The sequence below is a fragment of the Acinetobacter sp. ANC_7513 genome (assembly GCF_056779915.1).
Genome location: NZ_JBWYIW010000009.1, coordinates 59753 through 77621, shown reverse-complemented (window position 1 = coordinate 77621; position 17869 = coordinate 59753). Strand labels below are relative to the sequence as shown.

Genomic DNA, 17869 nt, shown 5'->3' with positions numbered 1-17869 from the left:
GTGTTTTATGAAAATAATTGGTCATCGTGGTGCGCGTGGGGAAGCACCTGAAAACACCCTCGGTGGATTTCAATATATTCAAGATATTGGTATACGCGCTGTAGAATTTGACGTCCGTCAACTCAAAGATAATGCGCTGATCGTGATGCATGATGATGACTTTGTTCGTACTACGGGCCAAGCTAAACATTTATACGAATGTGATGAGCAAGATTTAGCGCAGTATAATCATGCCGTAACGTGGTCTGAATGGAATAAAGTCGAAGCTACACCGCTACTCGATCAAACCCTCAAAATTATTCATAATTTTAATCATATTGAAGTTGAGGTCAAAGCTGTTGAATCGATGAAGGCCGCAGAAAAGATTGTCGAAGCCTTAGATCAACAATTAATAGGCTTTGAAGATTCCGCCATTATCACCAGTTTCGATCCTAAAATTCATCAAGCCCTTCAACAGCAAAAATCAAGGTTTAAGCGTGGATTACTGGTTGAAACCGATATAAAGCATGCAGCCATTGATCAAGCTTTGAAATTTGAATGTTGTCAAATTGGTTGGATGAACGAACTTGCTACAAATGAGATCATTGCCTCCACACTTTCCGCAAATTTAAATATTAGTATTTGGACAGTCAATCATATAGATCGTGCTAAACAGCTTAAGGATTTAGGAGTTCAAGGCTTAATTACTGATTATCCCAAGTTAATGATGTCTCACCTATAATATTTTCAAATTCAAAAACTTATTTGATTATTTTTTCTAATTTATTTTTTGGAATTCGTCCAAAGTCGAATTTATACAATGATGTATTCTGTTACGGTTTAAACAATACAACTGTACAATAATGCTAGTGAACACATGTTCGCCCATGTTAGTATTAACGAGTCTATCCTCACAAATTTGTGAGTGGATTTAGTTTTAACCTATTAAAGGTTCTAGGAGTGCTGTTGGAGATGAATGCTCCCCTACCCAAAGCCCCAATCAACTGGATTGCAGTATTTGCATTGGTGTTTTTACCTATTGTCGCCGTTATTGCGATTCCACTTTATGCTTATCATCATGATTTCTCGCTTGCTGCGTGGATCAGCATGTTTGCGCTATTGGGTCTGAGCAGTCTTGGCATTACCGCAGGTTATCACCGCTTATGGGCACATCGTGCTTATGAAGCGACTGTACCACTCAAAATCATTTTAATGATTATGGGAACCTTTGCTGTACAAAACAGCATTTTATATTGGGCCTCAGGTCACCGTACCCATCATCGTCATGTTGATGATGTAGAAAAAGATCCCTACTCAATTAACAATGGCTTCTGGTACGCGCACATCGGTTGGATGCTACGCAACTATCCAGCAGCTGAAGCAAATTACAAAAACGCCCCTGATTTATTGGCTGACAAAATTGTCATGTTCCAAGATAAATATTACATCCCTCTCGTGATTGTCGTTCATGCCGCTATTCTTCTTCCTATTGGATGGGCAGTTGGTGATGTCTGGGGAGTGTTATTGTTGGGTGGTTTAATGCGCTTAATTTTAAGCCATCATGTGACTTTCTTTATCAACTCGCTATGCCATATGTGGGGCAAACGTCCGTACACAGATGAAAATACTGCACGTGACAACTTTGTTCTTGCTATTGCGACTTGGGGTGAGGGTTATCATAACTACCATCATATCTTCCAATACGACTATCGCAATGGCGTAAAATGGTGGCAATACGACCCAACTAAATGGTTGATCTGGACGTGTTCAAAACTAGGGCTAGCAAAAAACTTACGACGTATTCCAAGCTTTAATATTAAAAAAGCTGAGCTTGCAATGAAGTTTAAATATGCGCAACAAGATCTCGCTGTTTACGGCCATAACGTGAATGATGATATCGTGACAGTTAAAACAAAAATTGCTCAAGAATATGAAGCATTTACGCAAACTTTAAATGATTGGGCGAAGCTTAAAGAGCAAGAAATTAATGCCAAAAAAGCAGCTGTTGCTGAAAAAATTCACTTAATGGATAGCAAACTGAAAGTTGAATTCCAATTGGTTGAACAACGTTTATCTCATCATAGAGAGACATTGAACTTATTGGTTCGTAATTTAAAGAAATCACCAGTATCTGAATAACTCATTCAAGAGACTCTTCAGTTACTCCAAAGCTCCGTTGATCGGGGCTTTTTTTATTTTTTCGATACCATTTCCAATGTAGCAGTCACAGTTTTATGTATCGAATTTTGCTATAGTCAAAGTTGTTCATCACATTTTGAAAAATTATATGCAGTTCAATTCTCGCTATAACACACTACCTGCTCGACTGTATCATCATCAACAACCTCTTCCTCTAAAAGGGGCTAAACCTGGTCATTTTAATGTAGCACTTGCAGATGAGTTACTGTGGACTCAAGAAGATAAGATGAACTGGGTAGAAATCTGTAGCGGGCAAAAAACTTTTGCTGAGTTTGAACCTTTGGCGATGGTATACGCGGGTCACCAATTTGGACAATGGGCTGGACAGCTTGGTGACGGTCGCGGTTTACTCATTGCTCAAATCCTGGATCAAAATAACAACACGGTCGATTTACATCTTAAAGGTGCTGGCTCTACCCCCTATTCTCGGAGAGGCGATGGTCGTGCAGTGTTACGTTCCGTTATTCGTGAATATTTGGCTGGACACGCCCTCAATGCCCTAGGTGTTCAATCCAGTAATGCGATTGGTTTTGTATCATCAGATCAAGGTGTACAACGAGAAAAACTTGAACGTGGCGCGATGATGTTGCGTACGTGTGATACACATATTCGCTTAGGTCACTTTGAGTGGATTAATCAATTTCAGCCAGATCTACTGCAAGAATTTACACAAAAGTGCATTGAATGGCACTACCCTGAATGTTTGGAGACAGAACAACCTGTTCTTTCTTTTGCAACTCAAGTCATTCAACGTACTGCGATCATGATCGCGAGGTGGCAACTGATAGGTTTTGCCCATGGGGTTATGAACACTGATAACCTGAATATTACCGGTACAACTTTAGATTTCGGACCTTATGGTTTTATGGAGCGTTTCCGTCCTAATTGGATCAACAATCATTCTGATTACCAAGGACGCTATACGTATCAGAACCAGCCGAGTATCGGGCACTGGAATTTATGGACTTGGTTAAATAGCCTCATTCTTCTCTGTCCAGAAAATTATGATCGAGAGCAATGGAAACAAGACTTGTCTTACTGTTTAGAACACTATGAACCAACGTTCCTGGAACACTATAAACTTGGTTTAAGTCAAAAAATGGGATTACCAAGTTTTCATAAAGATAGCTTTGATTGTGGTATGGCTTTTCTACATATTTTACAAACAGAACAACTTGATTACACCCAAAGTTTTATTCGTTTACAGAATAAAGCGTATGAACAAATCAAAGATGATTGCCTTGATCGTATCGCATTTGAGCGGTTTCTTCACCAATATCTCTCAATACGGGAAAATCAAGACACTGACGATCTCGATCAAGCGATGTTAACAGCCAATCCACACTACGTTCTACGAAACCATATGGCACAGAAAGCAATTGAACTTGCTGAACGTGATGATTTCTCTGAAGTTGATCGCTTGTTCAAACTTCTTCAAACACCATACACCAAACAAGAACATCTTGAACAACCAGAAGACTTAGGCCCTTTAGCTAGCGACGTCCCTGAAATTCAAGTCAGCTGTTCATCATAAGTTATTCACAAACCTCTCTCATTCTGTGGATAATTTAATCATTATCCACAATAACCATTCGTTTTGACTATGCATTTACATCAATTGGCAGCATCACAAGCTTTAAAATTTCCTGAAGTCACTGTCAGTCAACCGTTTGGTGAGGGATGTGATGTTTATAAAATTATGGATAAAGTCTTTTTGCTCGCATTTCATTTAAAAGGCAAAGCTGCGATTAATTTAAAAGTCGAACCAGATCATGGACATATGTTAAAAGATATTTATCCTTATATTCGATCTGGATGGCACATGAATAAACGACACTGGGTTTCCATCTATGATGAATCTGAATTGGATGAAGAGCTTATCAAAGATTTGATCTCCAATTCCTATAATCTTGTGGTATCGAAGCTTAAAAAAGCCGAACAAAAGCATATCGCTTTACTCAGAGTCATTTGAATAAAGTTAAAAATTGCTTTCTATAACAATAATTACGCTAAATTAATAAATAGTAGTAATACGAAAAACTCATTCTATATTTGGGTTATATCATTACAACTCTATGAGTACGATATTCATTATAGATATAGAACAACTTTTTGGATTATCAACTCAGATGATCTTAGAGCTAAAACAAGAAATTATTAATAGTGACATTATCGATTGTGGGCCGCGTTTGGACTTAGTTGAACAATGTATTTACATCTCATTTGAGCATGGGCTTGGAGTAAGTGGTTTATTATCTTCAAATCTACCAACACAAGCTATGATTTTACTTAGATCACAATTTGAAGCTGTAGTCAGAGCATATTGGTTATTATTTCTTGCAAGTAATCATCAAATATCAAAATTGCAATTTAGTTACACATTTGAAGAGCAATTTGAATCCGACACATGTCCAATGATTTCTGAAATGCTTGATAAGCTTGGTGCTGCAAACTTAACTGCTCAGCCAATAATTTTGGTGGCTATTCACCCTTTGTGATTTCAAAAAATATCATTTGAAGCAACTTAACTCCATAGTACATACTGTAAAACAGTCATTTACTAGAGATGTTATGGGATATAAAGATGAGATGCTGATCACCTTGATGCGCCAATCAAATAACTTAATAACCGTAGCTGCACAGATAATCTTAAAGCACACAGTTCCTGATAAACAAAAATATATTAGTGTTTTGATCGAAAAATATAGATATTGTTTTTATATGGTTGATGATGTTGATCCTATAGTAAAAGCTAGAGTCGAAGCTTACTTTAAATAAAAATACGATAGCCACCTTTAATAAGCTCATATCCTAACAAAGTTACATGAAAGTTGCATATGAAATGGCCAATTGTAGAGACCCTAACCAAAACCAACGCACCAAAAAAAAGCGAACTTCTAGATTCGCTTTTTTTTATCACAAAGAATCAATCTTCAGGATATTCGAAACGATATCCCACCCCATAAACAGCTTGAACCCATTCATGACGATTACCTGTTTCCGCGGCATCCGAGATTTTACGGCGCAAGTTTTTGATATGGCTATCAATCACACGATCTGCCACTTCAAAACTGTCTGGGTTGATATGATCCAATAATTGCGCACGAGAGTACACCTGACCTACGTGTTCTAAGAATAATTCAAGAAGTCGAAATTCTGTAGGTGTCAAATTTAAAGATTTGTTTTGATACCAAATTCGTTGTTGACCTTTGTCCATACGGAATAAATTATTTTCTTCAGGTTCTGCTTTACGATCTAAACGTCGCAACACTGCTTGAACACGAGCAACTAACTCTTTAGGGCTAAATGGTTTACAAACATAATCATCCGCCCCCATATTCAAACCAAGTACACGATCAATCTCTTCCGTTCGTGCTGTCACCATGATAATAGGCAAATCAGACTGCTCACGGACTTTACGGGTGATCGTGAGACCATCCATACGAGGTACCATCAAATCTAAAACCATTAGACTTGGTTTACGTTGTAAAAAGCTATCATAAGCCTCTTGACCATCGTGAAACATACTGACTTCAAAGCCAGCTGCTTCAAGATAATCTCGCACCAATTGAGCAAGTTCTACTTCATCTTCAACCAGCATCACATGTTTCATATGTCACCCTTCTTCAATTTAAAACGATTTCTTTGGAAATGTGAGGATGCAGCGCAATCCACCCAATGGTGAGTGGTCAAACTTCAAGGAGCCCTTCATGCCTTGTGCAATTTTGCACGATAATGCTAGACCTAATCCAGTTCCGCCAGTACTACGTGTTCTAGAATCATCCGCTCGATAGAAACGCTCACCTAAATGAGCCAATTGCTCATCAGTAAGACCTAATGGGCTATCGTCAACAATCACCGACCAAGTCTTATCGTTTTCGATCGTATGCACATGAATTCTTCCACCGGCTTCCGTATAGCGAATAGTATTACCGAGTAAGTTGACCATAATTTGTTTAAAACGATCTACATCTAATTGTAATTTCGTTCCATGCCCCTCTGCGCTAATCGTGAGATCGGCTTGTTCAAATTTAGGTTTGAAATTTTCAATCTCATTTAACACGACACTCCAAGGGTCAATTTCATTGAAATCAAAATTGAGTTGTTGTGCTTCAGCTTGTGCTAACGCAGCCAAATCTTGTGTTAATTTTTTCAGACTCGAAACTTGTGCCAACATTGAAGCAAAATGTTCAGGCGTTGGTTTACGTATTCCATCTTGCATTGCTTCAATTTGTGCTTGCAAAACAGCCAGCGGCGTTTTTAACTCATGCGAAGTGTCTGCAACCCACTGCTTTCTAGAATTTTCATGCTGATCTAGAATCACAGCTAACTGATTAATTTCAGTCGAAAGATCGCCAAGCTCATCGTTACGATTTACTTTCACCTGATGCTGAAAATTCCCTTTGGTTAATTCTCGTGTTGCATTTAATAAGCGTTGAATTGGCTTTCTAAAATAAGTTGCTAATAATAAGGCAGCAACCAAACTCGAAATAAATGTCAGAATATATATTAAAAATAAATAACGCTTTTGATTGCTAAAGAAATTAATACTTAAAGCATCATCTTGATCTAAAACAGGTCTTAGCCCGAGATACCCCACAATATTTCCATCAACTGTGATCGGTCGATACGACACCATATTCTCTGATGGTTCACCCAAGATAAACTGTTGTTTTGCATCATATAAGGAAAGTCTAGAACTTAAACCCAAGTGATCAGACATAGATATAAATAGTTTCTTGCCCTGCTGGTATTCAGAAGTTCTCAAACTAGAAAGCTTATTTTCATGTGATTTATCAGAACTGTTCGTGGTTCTTGTCTGATTCTGATTTGAACTTAATGGGAAACGCAATCCTTCAAATGGCTGAAATGCAGAAGGTAAATTTTCTTCTAAGACTTTCAGCTCTTCTGGACTAATAGTTTGCGTTCTTTGTGACTCAATTTCGCTAATTAATGTATGCTCTTTGAAATAACGCTGTTGCAATGCAATATCATATTGGCGACGTAACCACCAACGTGATAGTCGATCATAATCATCGGGTGCAGCTTCACCTTCAATTTGTAAAATCTGAGCTTGAACGGCATTGCCCCAATCTTGATAAACAGAGAATACGCCCGCTAAATTATCGATTAGATGATCAAGCTTTTGCATTTCTACATCAGCTACATATTTGGTGAAGTTTTTTTGCATCGTCCAATGCAGCACACTTAAGCTAACCGTCGTAATGAGCAATGTCGTTAACAGTACTGTAAAAAATAAGCGTAGTGCGATTGGTACGCGACGTATATTCAAATTGAACTCACATTATTTCTTCGTTTTTCAGTATTGTATCTAACACTGATTCAAAAAACTCTCCATTGTTTCTTCATCTTTATTATTTAATCTTTACCTATACCGAATCCAAACAACTTTGGGGATAAACATAATGAAAGCGATGAACAAAATTGTATTGGTGACCACTGGTTTAATCAGTATGGGCGCACTTACTGCATGTCAAACAACAACTCAAGCACCTCAAGAAGTTAAAAAGGGTCACTATGATAAAAAACATCATCATAAAGAACGTTTAACACCTGAACAACGCGAGCAATTCAAACAAGCGCGTGCTGACCGTAAAGCGATGATGCAGCAAATTCGTCAAGCATGCGACGGCAAAGTTGTAGGTCAAACTGTTCAAATCAAAACTGATAAACAAAATATTGATGGTACTTGTCATATCCGTTTCATAGCGGATCGTGCTGATATGAAAAAAATGCATGAGCAAGCACGTGCCCAATTTAAAGCTGAAAAGCCAACTTCGGCCCAAGCTAACCGTTCACAAAAAGGTGAACCGCTCACAGATGCCAAACGTGCTGAGCTTGTTCAAAAATTTGATCAACGTTTGATGCAACAGCAAGTTAGTCAAAATGCAAAACTTCAAGCATGCAATGGACAAACTGACGGTAAAAAAGTTCAAATCAAAGTGGGTGAACAGACTATCAACGGTGTATGTAAAGTTTATTTCAAACCAAATCAACCACTCGTTAAACCAGACTTAAAAAAATCCGCATAATTCAATTCAACTCACTACTAAGTGATTGAATATTAAAAAGGCGCATGTTGCGCCTTTTTTTATGTCATAACTTATTACGTTTTTGACTATTCTGTTCACATATAATTCACGAAAAAACTTTATACTCTAAACACTTAGCCAAAATTAATATTTTTTCTTTGACTTTACAGTCACACAGAATATGGCTATAAAACTTGTACCAAGCAATAACTTATTGCACGATGTAATAGAACAAAATAGGTGTCGTAGATGACACGACATTTTTTATTAGGATTATAAATCTGGTTTAACCAGTATTGAGGAACCCGATATGCCACAATACAAAGCGCCCTTACGTGATATGCAATTCGTTTTGCATGAATTATTAAATGCTGAAGAACACTTTTCAAAACTCCCTGCATTCCAAGAAAACGTAAGCCGTGAGTTGGTTGATCAATATTTAGAAGCTGCTGCAGATTTCTGTGAAAACGAATTATCTCCACTTAACCAAGTAGGTGACCGTGAAGGTTGTACTTGGAATGATGGTGTAGTTACTACTCCAACAGGCTTCAAAGAAGCATATAAAAAATATGTAGAATTAGGATTCCCATCTTTAGCTGCTGAAGAACAATATGGTGGTCAAGGTTTACCAAACTCTTTAGGCATTATCATTTCTGAAATGATCGGTTCTTCGAACTGGGCATGGGGTATGTACCCAGGTCTATCTCATGGTGCAGTTCGTACAATTGAACACCATGGTACGGAAGAGCAAAAAAATACTTACTTACCAAAACTAATTTCAGGTGAGTGGACAGGTACCATGTGTTTAACAGAATCTCATGCGGGTTCTGACCTTGGTATTATCCGCACAAAAGCTGAACCTAATGCAGATGGTAGTTTTGCGATTTCAGGTGAGAAAATCTTTATTTCCGCTGGTGAGCATGACATGGCGGACAACATTGTTCACATCGTTCTTGCGCGTTTACCAGGTGCTCCGAAGGGAACTAAAGGGATCTCATTATTCATCGTACCTAAGTTTAACTTAACTGCTGATGGTGAAGTTGGCGAGCGCAACGCTGTTCGTTGTGGTTCGATTGAACACAAAATGGGTATCCACGGTAACGCCACATGTGTGATCAATTTTGATCGTGCAACAGGTTACTTGATTGGCCCTGAAAACCGTGGTCTGAATGCTATGTTCACCTTCATGAACACTGCACGTATTGGTACAGCTGTACAAGGTTTGTCTGCTGCTGAATCATCTTTCCAAGGCGCTTTGGCATATGCGAAAGATCGTTTAGCAATGCGTTCACTTTCTGGTCCTAAAGCACCTGAAAAAGAAGCAGATCCTATTATTGTGCATCCAGCAGTTCGTAACTTAATCTTAACGCAAAAAGCATTTGCTGAAGGTGGTCGAGCTCTAGTGTATTACCTCGCTCACTATGCTGATATCGTTGAGAAAGGCGCGACTGAAGAAGAACGTAAATTTGCAGATAATATTCTGTCATTATTAACGCCAATTGCTAAAGCATTCTTAACTGAAGTTGGTTATGAAGCTGCAAACAAAGGCGTACAAGTATTTGGTGGTCACGGCTTCATTTCAGAGCATGGTATGGAGCAAATTGTTCGTGATACACGTATTGCTTGCTTATATGAAGGTACCACTGAAATTCAGGCACTTGATTTGTTAGGTCGTAAAGTACTGCAAACTCAAGGTGCGATGTTGAAAGATTTCACCAAAATCATTCACAAATTCGCTGAAGCAAACAAAGATAATGCAGACTTGAAAGAGTTTGTTGAACCTTTGGCTGCACTCAACAAAGAATGGGGCGATTTAACTATGCAGATTGGTATGCGCGCGATGCAAAACCCTGATGAAGTAGGTGCTGCTGCAGTAGATTACCTATACTTCTCTGGTTATGTAACGCTAGCATTCTTATGGGCTCGCATGGCTCAAGTTGCTCAACAACAACTTGCAGCAGGTTCAACTGAAGTTGACTTCTACAATGCGAAAATCACAACAGCTCGCTTCTACTTCAAGAAGATCCTTCCACGCGTTCGCTCACATGTTGACGTAATTGCAGGTGGATTAGAACCATTAATGACTTTGGATGCTGAACATTTTGCATTCTAATGATCCATATTAAATATGTGTAAAAGAAAAAGGACAGTCATAGATTTGGCCGTCCTTTTTCTTTATAAATAAATTCGAGATATTAACCTTTAGTCGTCTAACAAGTCCTAATATGCTTCGATAGACTGCTAAGAACTAAAGATATTTAAACAAAAAAAAGGTGAACGAAAATGCCAATCTATAATGCGCCTCTTACAGATATGAAGTTCATTTTGAATGATGTATTTCAAGCTGAACAATTTTGGCAATCAAATGAGAATTTAGCTCATATTGATGCTGCGACAGCTGAAGCTATTTTAGAAGAGATGGCTAAATTCGCTCAAAACGTAACCCTTCCCCTAAATCGCACAGGTGATGAAGAAGGCGCAACTTATAATAATGGATCTGTTACCACACCAGCGGGCTTTAAAGAAGCGTTCCAACAATATGCAGAAGGTGGTTGGATTGGCTTAGGTGCTGACGAAGAATGGGGCGGTCAAGGCATGCCAAAAATGCTGACTGTGCTTGCAGATGAAATGCTTTTTGCAACCAACCCATCATTTATGCTTTACCCACTTCTTTCTGTGGGTGCGGGTATGGCATTAAATAGCTATGCTTCTCAAGAACAAAAAGAAACCTATCTTCCTAAAATCTATTCAGGTGAATGGTCAGGTACGATGTGTCTCACAGAGCCTCACGCAGGTACTGATTTAGGCATTATTAAAACTAAGGCTGAACGTAATGAAGATGGTACTTACAACATCACAGGTACTAAAATTTTTATTACCGGTGGTGACCATGATTTAGCTGAAAATATTATTCACCTTGTATTAGCAAAAACGCCTGATGCTCCTGCTGGTTCACGCGGTATTTCTCTGTTCATTGTACCTAAATTCTTAGTGAATGAAGATGGTACCTTGGGTGATCGTAACCCTGTAGGCCCTGGTTCTATTGAACACAAAATGGGGATCAAAGCCTCTGCAACATGTGTGATGAACTTTGACGGTGCAAAAGGCTATTTAGTCGGTAAAGAAAACGAAGGTCTTGCTGCAATGTTCGTGATGATGAACTATGAACGTTTGTCCATGGGTATCCAAGGTTTAGGCGCTTCAGAATTTGCTTATCAAAATGCTGCTCAATACGCCACTGATCGCTTACAAGGTCGTAGTGCAACAGGTGTGAAATCTCCGAATAAACCTGCTGATAGTATTCTTGTACACGGTGATGTACGTCGTATGCTCTTAAATGCTCGTGCGAACAATGAAGCATCACGTGCATTTGCAGTATATGTAGGTCAACAACTGGATATTACAAAGTTCTCGACGGATCCAGAAGCAGTTGCAAAAGCAAATAATCGTGTTGCTTTGCTCACACCAATCGCAAAAGCATATTTAACAGACACTGCTTTCAATGCGACACTAGATGCCCAAATGGTCTTTGGTGGTCACGGCTATATTCGTGAATGGGGTATGGAACAATGTATCCGTGATCTTCGTATCTCACAAATTTATGAAGGAACGAACGGCGTTCAATCACAAGATTTAATTGGTCGTAAAACGATTAAATGTAATGGACAATTCATCGCAGAATATATCGAAGAAATTCGTGACTTTGCAAATGCATTAGATGCGGACTTAAATTACATCAAAGATGCCACTCTTGATGCTGCAACTGAACTTGAATCGATTACTCAAGTTGTTCTTGAACGTGCTGCGGAAAATCCTGATTATGCGAATGCTGCTGCGGTGGATTATTTACATGCGGTAGGCTTACTCAGCTTTACCTATATGTTTGCTAAAATTGCTAAAGCTGCGAGTGAAAAATCAGGTGAGTTCTATGAGAACAAATTATCTTTGGTGAACTACTACATCCAACGCGTTTTACCTGAATTAAATACACGTTTAGCTCGCATCAAAGCTAGCTCTGAAATCGTGATGGGATTTAGCGAAGATTACTTCACAAATCAATCATAAGTTTTATCTTAAAAAAGCCTGATTCTTCAGGCTTTTTTTTATCTGAAATTTGCTTATTTTCAAAGCAACTCATAATAGTCTTCCCTGCTTAGGCATAAGATGAGCATGAATTTTGCATCACTCCAATGAAACCATCAGGTTTTTTCAAAGGAGGAGATGTCATGAGTAAAAAAGATATTAGCGTAGAAAAAATCGAATCCTTATTAGATCGTTTTGGAAATCTAGCAGTTGAGAGCTTCCACTATATTGCGCTCTTTATTATTGGCTGCATGGTAATTTGGTCTGCAGGACATACCGTGATTGATATTCTTACGGTAAAACAATATGCAACGATTGATGACATTCTGTTGTTATTTATCTATTTAGAGCTAGGTGCGATGGTAGGTATTTATTTTAAGACCAATCATATGCCCGTCAGATTTCTGATCTATATCGCCATCACTGCCCTGACACGTCTGTTAATTTCAGATATTCAACATGACCATAAAGCTGATATTGATTTAGTCATTATTACAGGATCAATTTTAATCCTAGCATTCGCTATATTGGTCGTGCGTTTTGCTTCTTGGAATTTTCCATCAGTGATCCGAGATAAACACCAAGATAAACCTTTACCACTTGGAAAAACACCACGCCCTGAAGATGATGAGTTGGCTTAGATAAAGATGGCTTAGACAAATTGGATTAAGCATCTAACGATCATTTGGCATCTGGATATATCGACCATTTTGGTATATCCAATGCATTCCAACTTGTGGTGCAGGAAGACCATAACGACGCCAATCTGAAATCAGCATATACTGACTCATTTCAATAGTACCACCCTGCCCATTTACGAAACTTGACTGCTTGCTAGAATATGTCGTCGTGGTCGGTAAAGACTGTTGATAGATCACTGTAATCCCATTCTGCTGCGGATACGCTGGATAAGGAGGATATGGTCGCTGTAATTGAGGTCTATTCTGAGCAAAACGTGGTTGTTGCAATGGGACTGGCTTACTTAGACGATCTGCATTACCAGTATATATTGGAGTCTGTGTTGGTTTTACAGGTCGAACCTTAGAACCTTGGTAATTAGCCCAACTATCTGCAAAAGTATGACTCGTTATTAAAAGAATCACTGAACCCAATAGAGTCTTAACCAATAATGTATTGTTCATCTCTATTACCTCATTCCAAATGTAAGATTACTTTTGTTTTCAACACTCATTCTAAAGCTTAAATATAGATCAATCATGTAGAAATCTTGAACATTATTTAAAATTTTAAATTTAATACTTTAGACCTTTTATTTATCTGCATGAGTCTGTTTGTAAATCTGCTAGACTAACCATTTTTAACTTTGCGAGATTATCCACCGTGCCTGAAATGAGTTTTGATCGCCTGCACCAATTTTTTTGTAAAGTTCCGAGTGTCCAAGAAAACTATATCGATTCTTATGGCACTGATGGTGAACATGCATGGTGGTTTAAATTTCAAATCAATATCGACCATGCCTTAGCTTGGCAAACGGTTCAAGAACTTGGTCATGTATTGAATTACATTTCTAAAAATGAACGCCTACCCACTCAGTTTTTACCAGTGTCTCCTCCACCCTATATGAATGGTGAGGCGAAACAATTCTTATCTTGGGTGATTCAGTGTAATCATCCTGATTTTACGCCAGATGTGGTTTGTGATTGGTTAGAAGCACGTTTACCTCAACCTGTTGAGGATGAGTCTAAGTGGAAAATTAAAACCGACATTAAAGAGCTCGATCAGATTGATGATAAGGAACTCGATAAATTAGTTCCACCGAATCCATAAATGAAAAAATCCCTCTTTAGAGGGATTTTTTTTAGAAGGTTGAGAGACCACTCCATTCCATGAATAGATAAATGGCATATTTCATTTTTGAATCTTCTGCATATTCTGAGTAATCAACACTCATTTGCTTACCCTCTAAATTCATCCAAGCAGTATCAAAATACTGTACTGCATCTTTAAAAACTTGCTGATTTGAAGAGCCAATAACACGTAAATCAGTTTCTAAATTATAATTTTTCAAATTACGAGCAGTAAAATTAGCCGACCCCAAAATCAGTTCAACCTGATCTGAACTACGCTTAATAATCATTTTTGAATGGCACTGCTCACCTTGTGTATTACACCAGCGTACGTCTATTCCAGCTTTATAGAGCTCTGTCGCGACAGGACGATTTGGAATACCATTTTTAGTACGTCCAAATGCATCTTTGTTCGGGTCTAGTAAAACACGAATTTCAACACCGCGTTGATGAGCTTCAATTAAGGCTTCAATAATTTTTCGCTCTGATAAATAGAACATTGCCAAATCTATTTTTGCATCAGCACCTTGAGCAGATTCAATCAGTTTCAGCAGTTCATCATATATTGCCTTTTCTGTCAGTACTTGCACTTTCGGCAACAGTTTATCTTCTGGTACATCTCCCACAATAACCATTGGAATATTTGCTTTAGAAAATAAAGCCACTGATTGTTCAGTTTTTAAAATATCGACAGCTGTATGCCCTTCGACCACAAGTGCTACATTGGAATGGCGTGAGCTTCCATCATGTGGGTTCATCGAAGTCACTAGTGTTTTCCATCCCTCGGATGTATCTACTACGATGGTTTTACGATGGTTCGCTTTAAAATTAAAAAGATTTAAATAGCTTCGAATGGTAATTTTTTCTTCCCCGAAAGGATTATTTAACCAACCTTTCTCAGCATTATTACCTAAACTCTGACAACAAAAATACCAAATGCCCGACCACAGTGGATTCGATGCGCGTAATGGTGATAAATCTGTTTCTATGACATCAATTCCTGCTTGTCTGAGTTGTCGATAGTGCTCTGGGATTATTCCACCATAAACTGAATTTATAGGATCAGTGATTAATTTAATTTCAATATTCGGTGTTAGACGCTTTTTTTGAATGAGTGCTTGGGTCAGTTCTTGTGTTAAGGCGCGATGTTGATTTTGAGACTGACCAGTTTCAGGATTGAACAGAAACATATCTAACACAATTGTGGTTTGCGCTTGCTCAATAAGATTGAGAATTTCATCAAAAATCTGATGCTGCTGTCGCTGACCCGCCGTATCTATATAAGTTTGGTCTGCTAGGAATTTCACATTTGCATGCCGTAATTTACCGGAATAATTAAGCCCTTCTGGTAATGGTTTATAAATATGATATAGCGCTGAGGCTAAATAGCCGATGGTCAGCATACCGAGAATCAGACCAACATAACGTCGGTTTGACCAATTTAATTTTTGGTGAATTCGTTTAAATAGACGCATAACAAAAAACCTAGTCCGATACTTTCAGACTAGGTTTTAATTTACGTTTTTTCAAGCATTAAACTGTTTTTAACACGTTGAATTAAATTAGAACCCGTATTCAACGCCGACGGTAAAATTACGTCCAATTTGTGGAATATTCGATAAAAATGAATTGTGCGAATAAACCTGATCATCCAACAAGTTATTTGCTTTTAAATAAACCCGATAATCGTTGCGATTGTTTAACTGCCCAGCATAAGACACACCAACATTGACCATGTTATAACCTTGGGTTTCTTTTTCAAAGTCAGCAAATTTATCTTGCGTGAATACATGATAATACTCAGCTAAACCAGACCAACCATCAGCAAAATTGGTTTCCACCTTTGTACCAAGTCGTCCAGCAGGAACACGTGGAGCATTTTCCCCCTCTATCTTGCCTCTTACATAATCACCAAACACACTCACCTTGTAAGTATCATTAATTTGATAGCCTAGCTGAGCCTCAGTTCCATAAAAACGTGCCTTATCCTGCGTATATTTAAGTCCACGTAAATTGCCTTGTTGAGCTACAGTTGCACCATAAATATAGTCATCAAACCAATTGTGATAAACATGAACATGATAATCGAGCTGATCACCTTCATAATGGACACCTAACTCTAGATTATTTGATGTTTCCTTATCAATATCTGGATTACCTAGCTCATATGTGTTTGTTGCAAAATGAAGACCATCTGCATATAACTCTTGAGCTAGCGGTAAACGTTGTTGATGAGACCCCACTAGAGACAACTTATAATTTGGCGCGAACTCCCAATTAGCTGCAGCTGATCCTGAAACAGCAGTCCCTGAGTAGTTCTTTTGATTGGAATCGACATCAATTTTTTGATGGTCTACACGAGCGCCCAATTCGACATGCACAGGACCAAGCTGTTTATGTTCTAGTGCAAATAAACTGTACTTATTGGTTTTTGTATCCGCCATCAGAACATCATGACTATGACCATGATGTTCATGATCGTGATCACTATGATCATGGTCACCATGATCAACTTCATCATGGTCATGTCCCTCAGGTGCATTAAGTTTTATTTTTTGCTGAGATGCTTGTACACCTACAACACCCTCCCAACCTAACAACGGGATATGAACCAACTCTAAACGACCATCATAGCCCTTACTTTTAAAGTTACTAATAACTTCATTTTCTTCTAGTTCATCATGCTCGTAATCTGTAAAACTTAAATGAGCTCGCAGCTTTTCAAACCCTTTTAATGGATCATTTAATTCAGTTCGTAGATCATAACGCTCAGATTTTAAGTCAACCCATGGACCTGCAGCATTTTCGTGTTCATGGTCGTGCGCTGAATTAGGTGGTGGACAATGGAAATGATCTCCATGCAATTCACATCCATGATATTCATGACTATGACCTGGTAATCCATATTTATCTTGTCGATTACTATATGACAGCCCCACAAAACCTCGATCATGGATCCATGAGCCGCCGACATTAACTGTTTGACCTTCTGAGAAGGTATTTTCTACACGTTTTGCACTTTCACGATGAGACTCTGTCTCACCCTCATGATGATGTTCAGTGAAGTAACCTTTGAAAGGGATATAATCATTGGCTTTATGCTTCGTGCCTTCAACACGAAGTGCAAAATTTTCACCTATAGCGGCCGTTACACCTGCACTTGCAAGTTTTTCATCACTCCCAGAGTTATAGCGGACGCCTACTTGCCCCTCTAGACCATTAGCTGGCATTTGTGTCGGTATTTTTTGATCAGTCACGTTGACTAAACCACCCACAGTTCCAGCTGCGTACAGTAATGTTGAAGGTCCTCGGATAACTTCCACTTGCTTCGCCAAAATAGGATCAACCGTTACGGCATGGTCAGGAGAAAGTGTTGATACATCTGCAGTTTCAGAAGCATGCTGTAAAACTTTTACACGCGGTCCATCTTGGCCACGAATCACAGGACGACTTGCACCTGTTCCATACTGATTAGAATAAACACCCAACTCATCGGCTAACGCATCACCTATGGTTGTTGGTCTTTCAGATAATTTTTTTTGATCAATTACATGATCCGCTACAGCGAAGTCAGCAGCTGTTTGAACCAATGGATGTGCGGTAGAAGAAATTGTATCTAATTGAACATTTTTTTGTTTTTGATCAGCATGTGCTGCGGATGCTATCACTGCCAAGACGGAGGCAGTAATGATATTTTTATGAAAGTTCATACGACAAGCTCAAAATTCGAGAATTTACAATTATTGT

The 17869-nt window shown here is 38.5% G+C and carries 16 protein-coding genes; 11 read left to right on the top strand and 5 right to left on the bottom strand.

The genetic code is table 11. The annotated features are described in order from the left end of the window. Positions 1-7 precede the first annotated feature (7 nt). The 6 genes from AC1M9B_RS10615 to AC1M9B_RS10590 all read left to right on the top strand — a co-directional run bounded on the left by AC1M9B_RS10615 (position 8) and on the right by AC1M9B_RS10590 (position 4956). Positions 8-721, top strand: a complete 714-nt coding sequence (locus tag AC1M9B_RS10615) for a glycerophosphodiester phosphodiesterase (protein ID WP_035265555.1) — start codon at positions 8-10, stop codon at positions 719-721. A gap of 230 nt (positions 722-951) precedes the next feature. Further along, entirely contained in the window at positions 952-2118 is a 1167-nt protein-coding gene (locus tag AC1M9B_RS10610) for an acyl-CoA desaturase (RefSeq protein WP_035265557.1), read from the top strand. A 148-nt stretch (positions 2119-2266) separates the two neighbouring features. Then, entirely contained in the window at positions 2267-3712 is a 1446-nt protein-coding gene (locus tag AC1M9B_RS10605) for a protein adenylyltransferase SelO (protein ID WP_481609072.1), read from the top strand. Positions 3713-3781: 69 nt separating this feature from the next. Next, positions 3782-4150, top strand: coding sequence for an MmcQ/YjbR family DNA-binding protein (locus tag AC1M9B_RS10600; RefSeq protein ID WP_481587177.1), 369 nt, complete (start codon positions 3782-3784; stop codon positions 4148-4150). A gap of 157 nt (positions 4151-4307) precedes the next feature. Continuing rightward, complete coding sequence (locus AC1M9B_RS10595) at positions 4308-4676, top strand: DUF6988 family protein (RefSeq protein ID WP_481609071.1); 369 nt, start codon at positions 4308-4310, stop codon at positions 4674-4676. 16 nt (positions 4677-4692) lie between these two features. Continuing rightward, the gene (locus AC1M9B_RS10590; RefSeq protein WP_481587175.1) at positions 4693-4956 is read left to right on the top strand and encodes a hypothetical protein; all 264 of its coding nucleotides are present in this window, start codon (positions 4693-4695) and stop codon (positions 4954-4956) included. 148 nt (positions 4957-5104) lie between these two features. On the opposite strand, the gene AC1M9B_RS10585 is transcribed toward AC1M9B_RS10590, so the two are convergent. Together AC1M9B_RS10585 and baeS are read right to left on the bottom strand one after the other, a co-directional pair. Beyond that, complete coding sequence (locus AC1M9B_RS10585; protein WP_092767563.1) at positions 5105-5791, bottom strand: response regulator; 687 nt, start codon at positions 5789-5791, stop codon at positions 5105-5107. An 18-nt stretch (positions 5792-5809) separates the two neighbouring features. After that, positions 5810-7471 (bottom strand): sensor histidine kinase efflux regulator BaeS, encoded by a 1662-nt coding sequence (baeS, locus tag AC1M9B_RS10580; RefSeq protein ID WP_035265564.1) that lies wholly within the window; start codon positions 7469-7471, stop codon positions 5810-5812. Positions 7472-7604: 133 nt separating this feature from the next. Here baeS and AC1M9B_RS10575 point away from each other — a divergent pair, with 133 nt between their 5' ends. The 4 genes from AC1M9B_RS10575 to AC1M9B_RS10560 all read left to right on the top strand — a co-directional run bounded on the left by AC1M9B_RS10575 (position 7605) and on the right by AC1M9B_RS10560 (position 12955). Beyond that, the gene (locus tag AC1M9B_RS10575; RefSeq protein WP_481609070.1) at positions 7605-8231 is read left to right on the top strand and encodes a hypothetical protein; all 627 of its coding nucleotides are present in this window, start codon (positions 7605-7607) and stop codon (positions 8229-8231) included. A 310-nt stretch (positions 8232-8541) separates the two neighbouring features. Then, positions 8542-10344, top strand: a complete 1803-nt coding sequence (locus tag AC1M9B_RS10570; protein WP_180028280.1) for an acyl-CoA dehydrogenase C-terminal domain-containing protein — start codon at positions 8542-8544, stop codon at positions 10342-10344. A gap of 170 nt (positions 10345-10514) precedes the next feature. Further along, positions 10515-12296, top strand: a complete 1782-nt coding sequence (locus AC1M9B_RS10565; protein WP_092767569.1) for an acyl-CoA dehydrogenase C-terminal domain-containing protein — start codon at positions 10515-10517, stop codon at positions 12294-12296. Between the two features lie 161 nt (positions 12297-12457). Next, positions 12458-12955 (top strand): phosphate-starvation-inducible protein PsiE, encoded by a 498-nt coding sequence (locus tag AC1M9B_RS10560; RefSeq protein WP_035265636.1) that lies wholly within the window; start codon positions 12458-12460, stop codon positions 12953-12955. Positions 12956-12988: 33 nt separating this feature from the next. Here AC1M9B_RS10560 and AC1M9B_RS10555 read toward each other — a convergent pair whose 3' ends face one another. Then, complete coding sequence (locus AC1M9B_RS10555; protein WP_481593538.1) at positions 12989-13456, bottom strand: RcnB family protein; 468 nt, start codon at positions 13454-13456, stop codon at positions 12989-12991. 199 nt (positions 13457-13655) lie between these two features. Between AC1M9B_RS10555 and AC1M9B_RS10550 the strand changes: the two genes are divergently transcribed. Continuing rightward, positions 13656-14102: a hypothetical protein gene (locus AC1M9B_RS10550; protein ID WP_092767573.1), complete on the top strand. Its 447-nt coding sequence runs from the start codon at positions 13656-13658 to the stop codon at positions 14100-14102. 31 nt (positions 14103-14133) lie between these two features. Here AC1M9B_RS10550 and AC1M9B_RS10545 read toward each other — a convergent pair whose 3' ends face one another. Then, positions 14134-15597 (bottom strand): phospholipase D family protein, encoded by a 1464-nt coding sequence (locus AC1M9B_RS10545; RefSeq protein WP_481609069.1) that lies wholly within the window; start codon positions 15595-15597, stop codon positions 14134-14136. An 87-nt stretch (positions 15598-15684) separates the two neighbouring features. Next, the gene (gene znuD / locus AC1M9B_RS10540; protein ID WP_481609068.1) at positions 15685-17832 is read right to left on the bottom strand and encodes a zinc piracy TonB-dependent receptor ZnuD; all 2148 of its coding nucleotides are present in this window, start codon (positions 17830-17832) and stop codon (positions 15685-15687) included. Between the last annotated feature and the right edge of the window lie 37 nt (positions 17833-17869).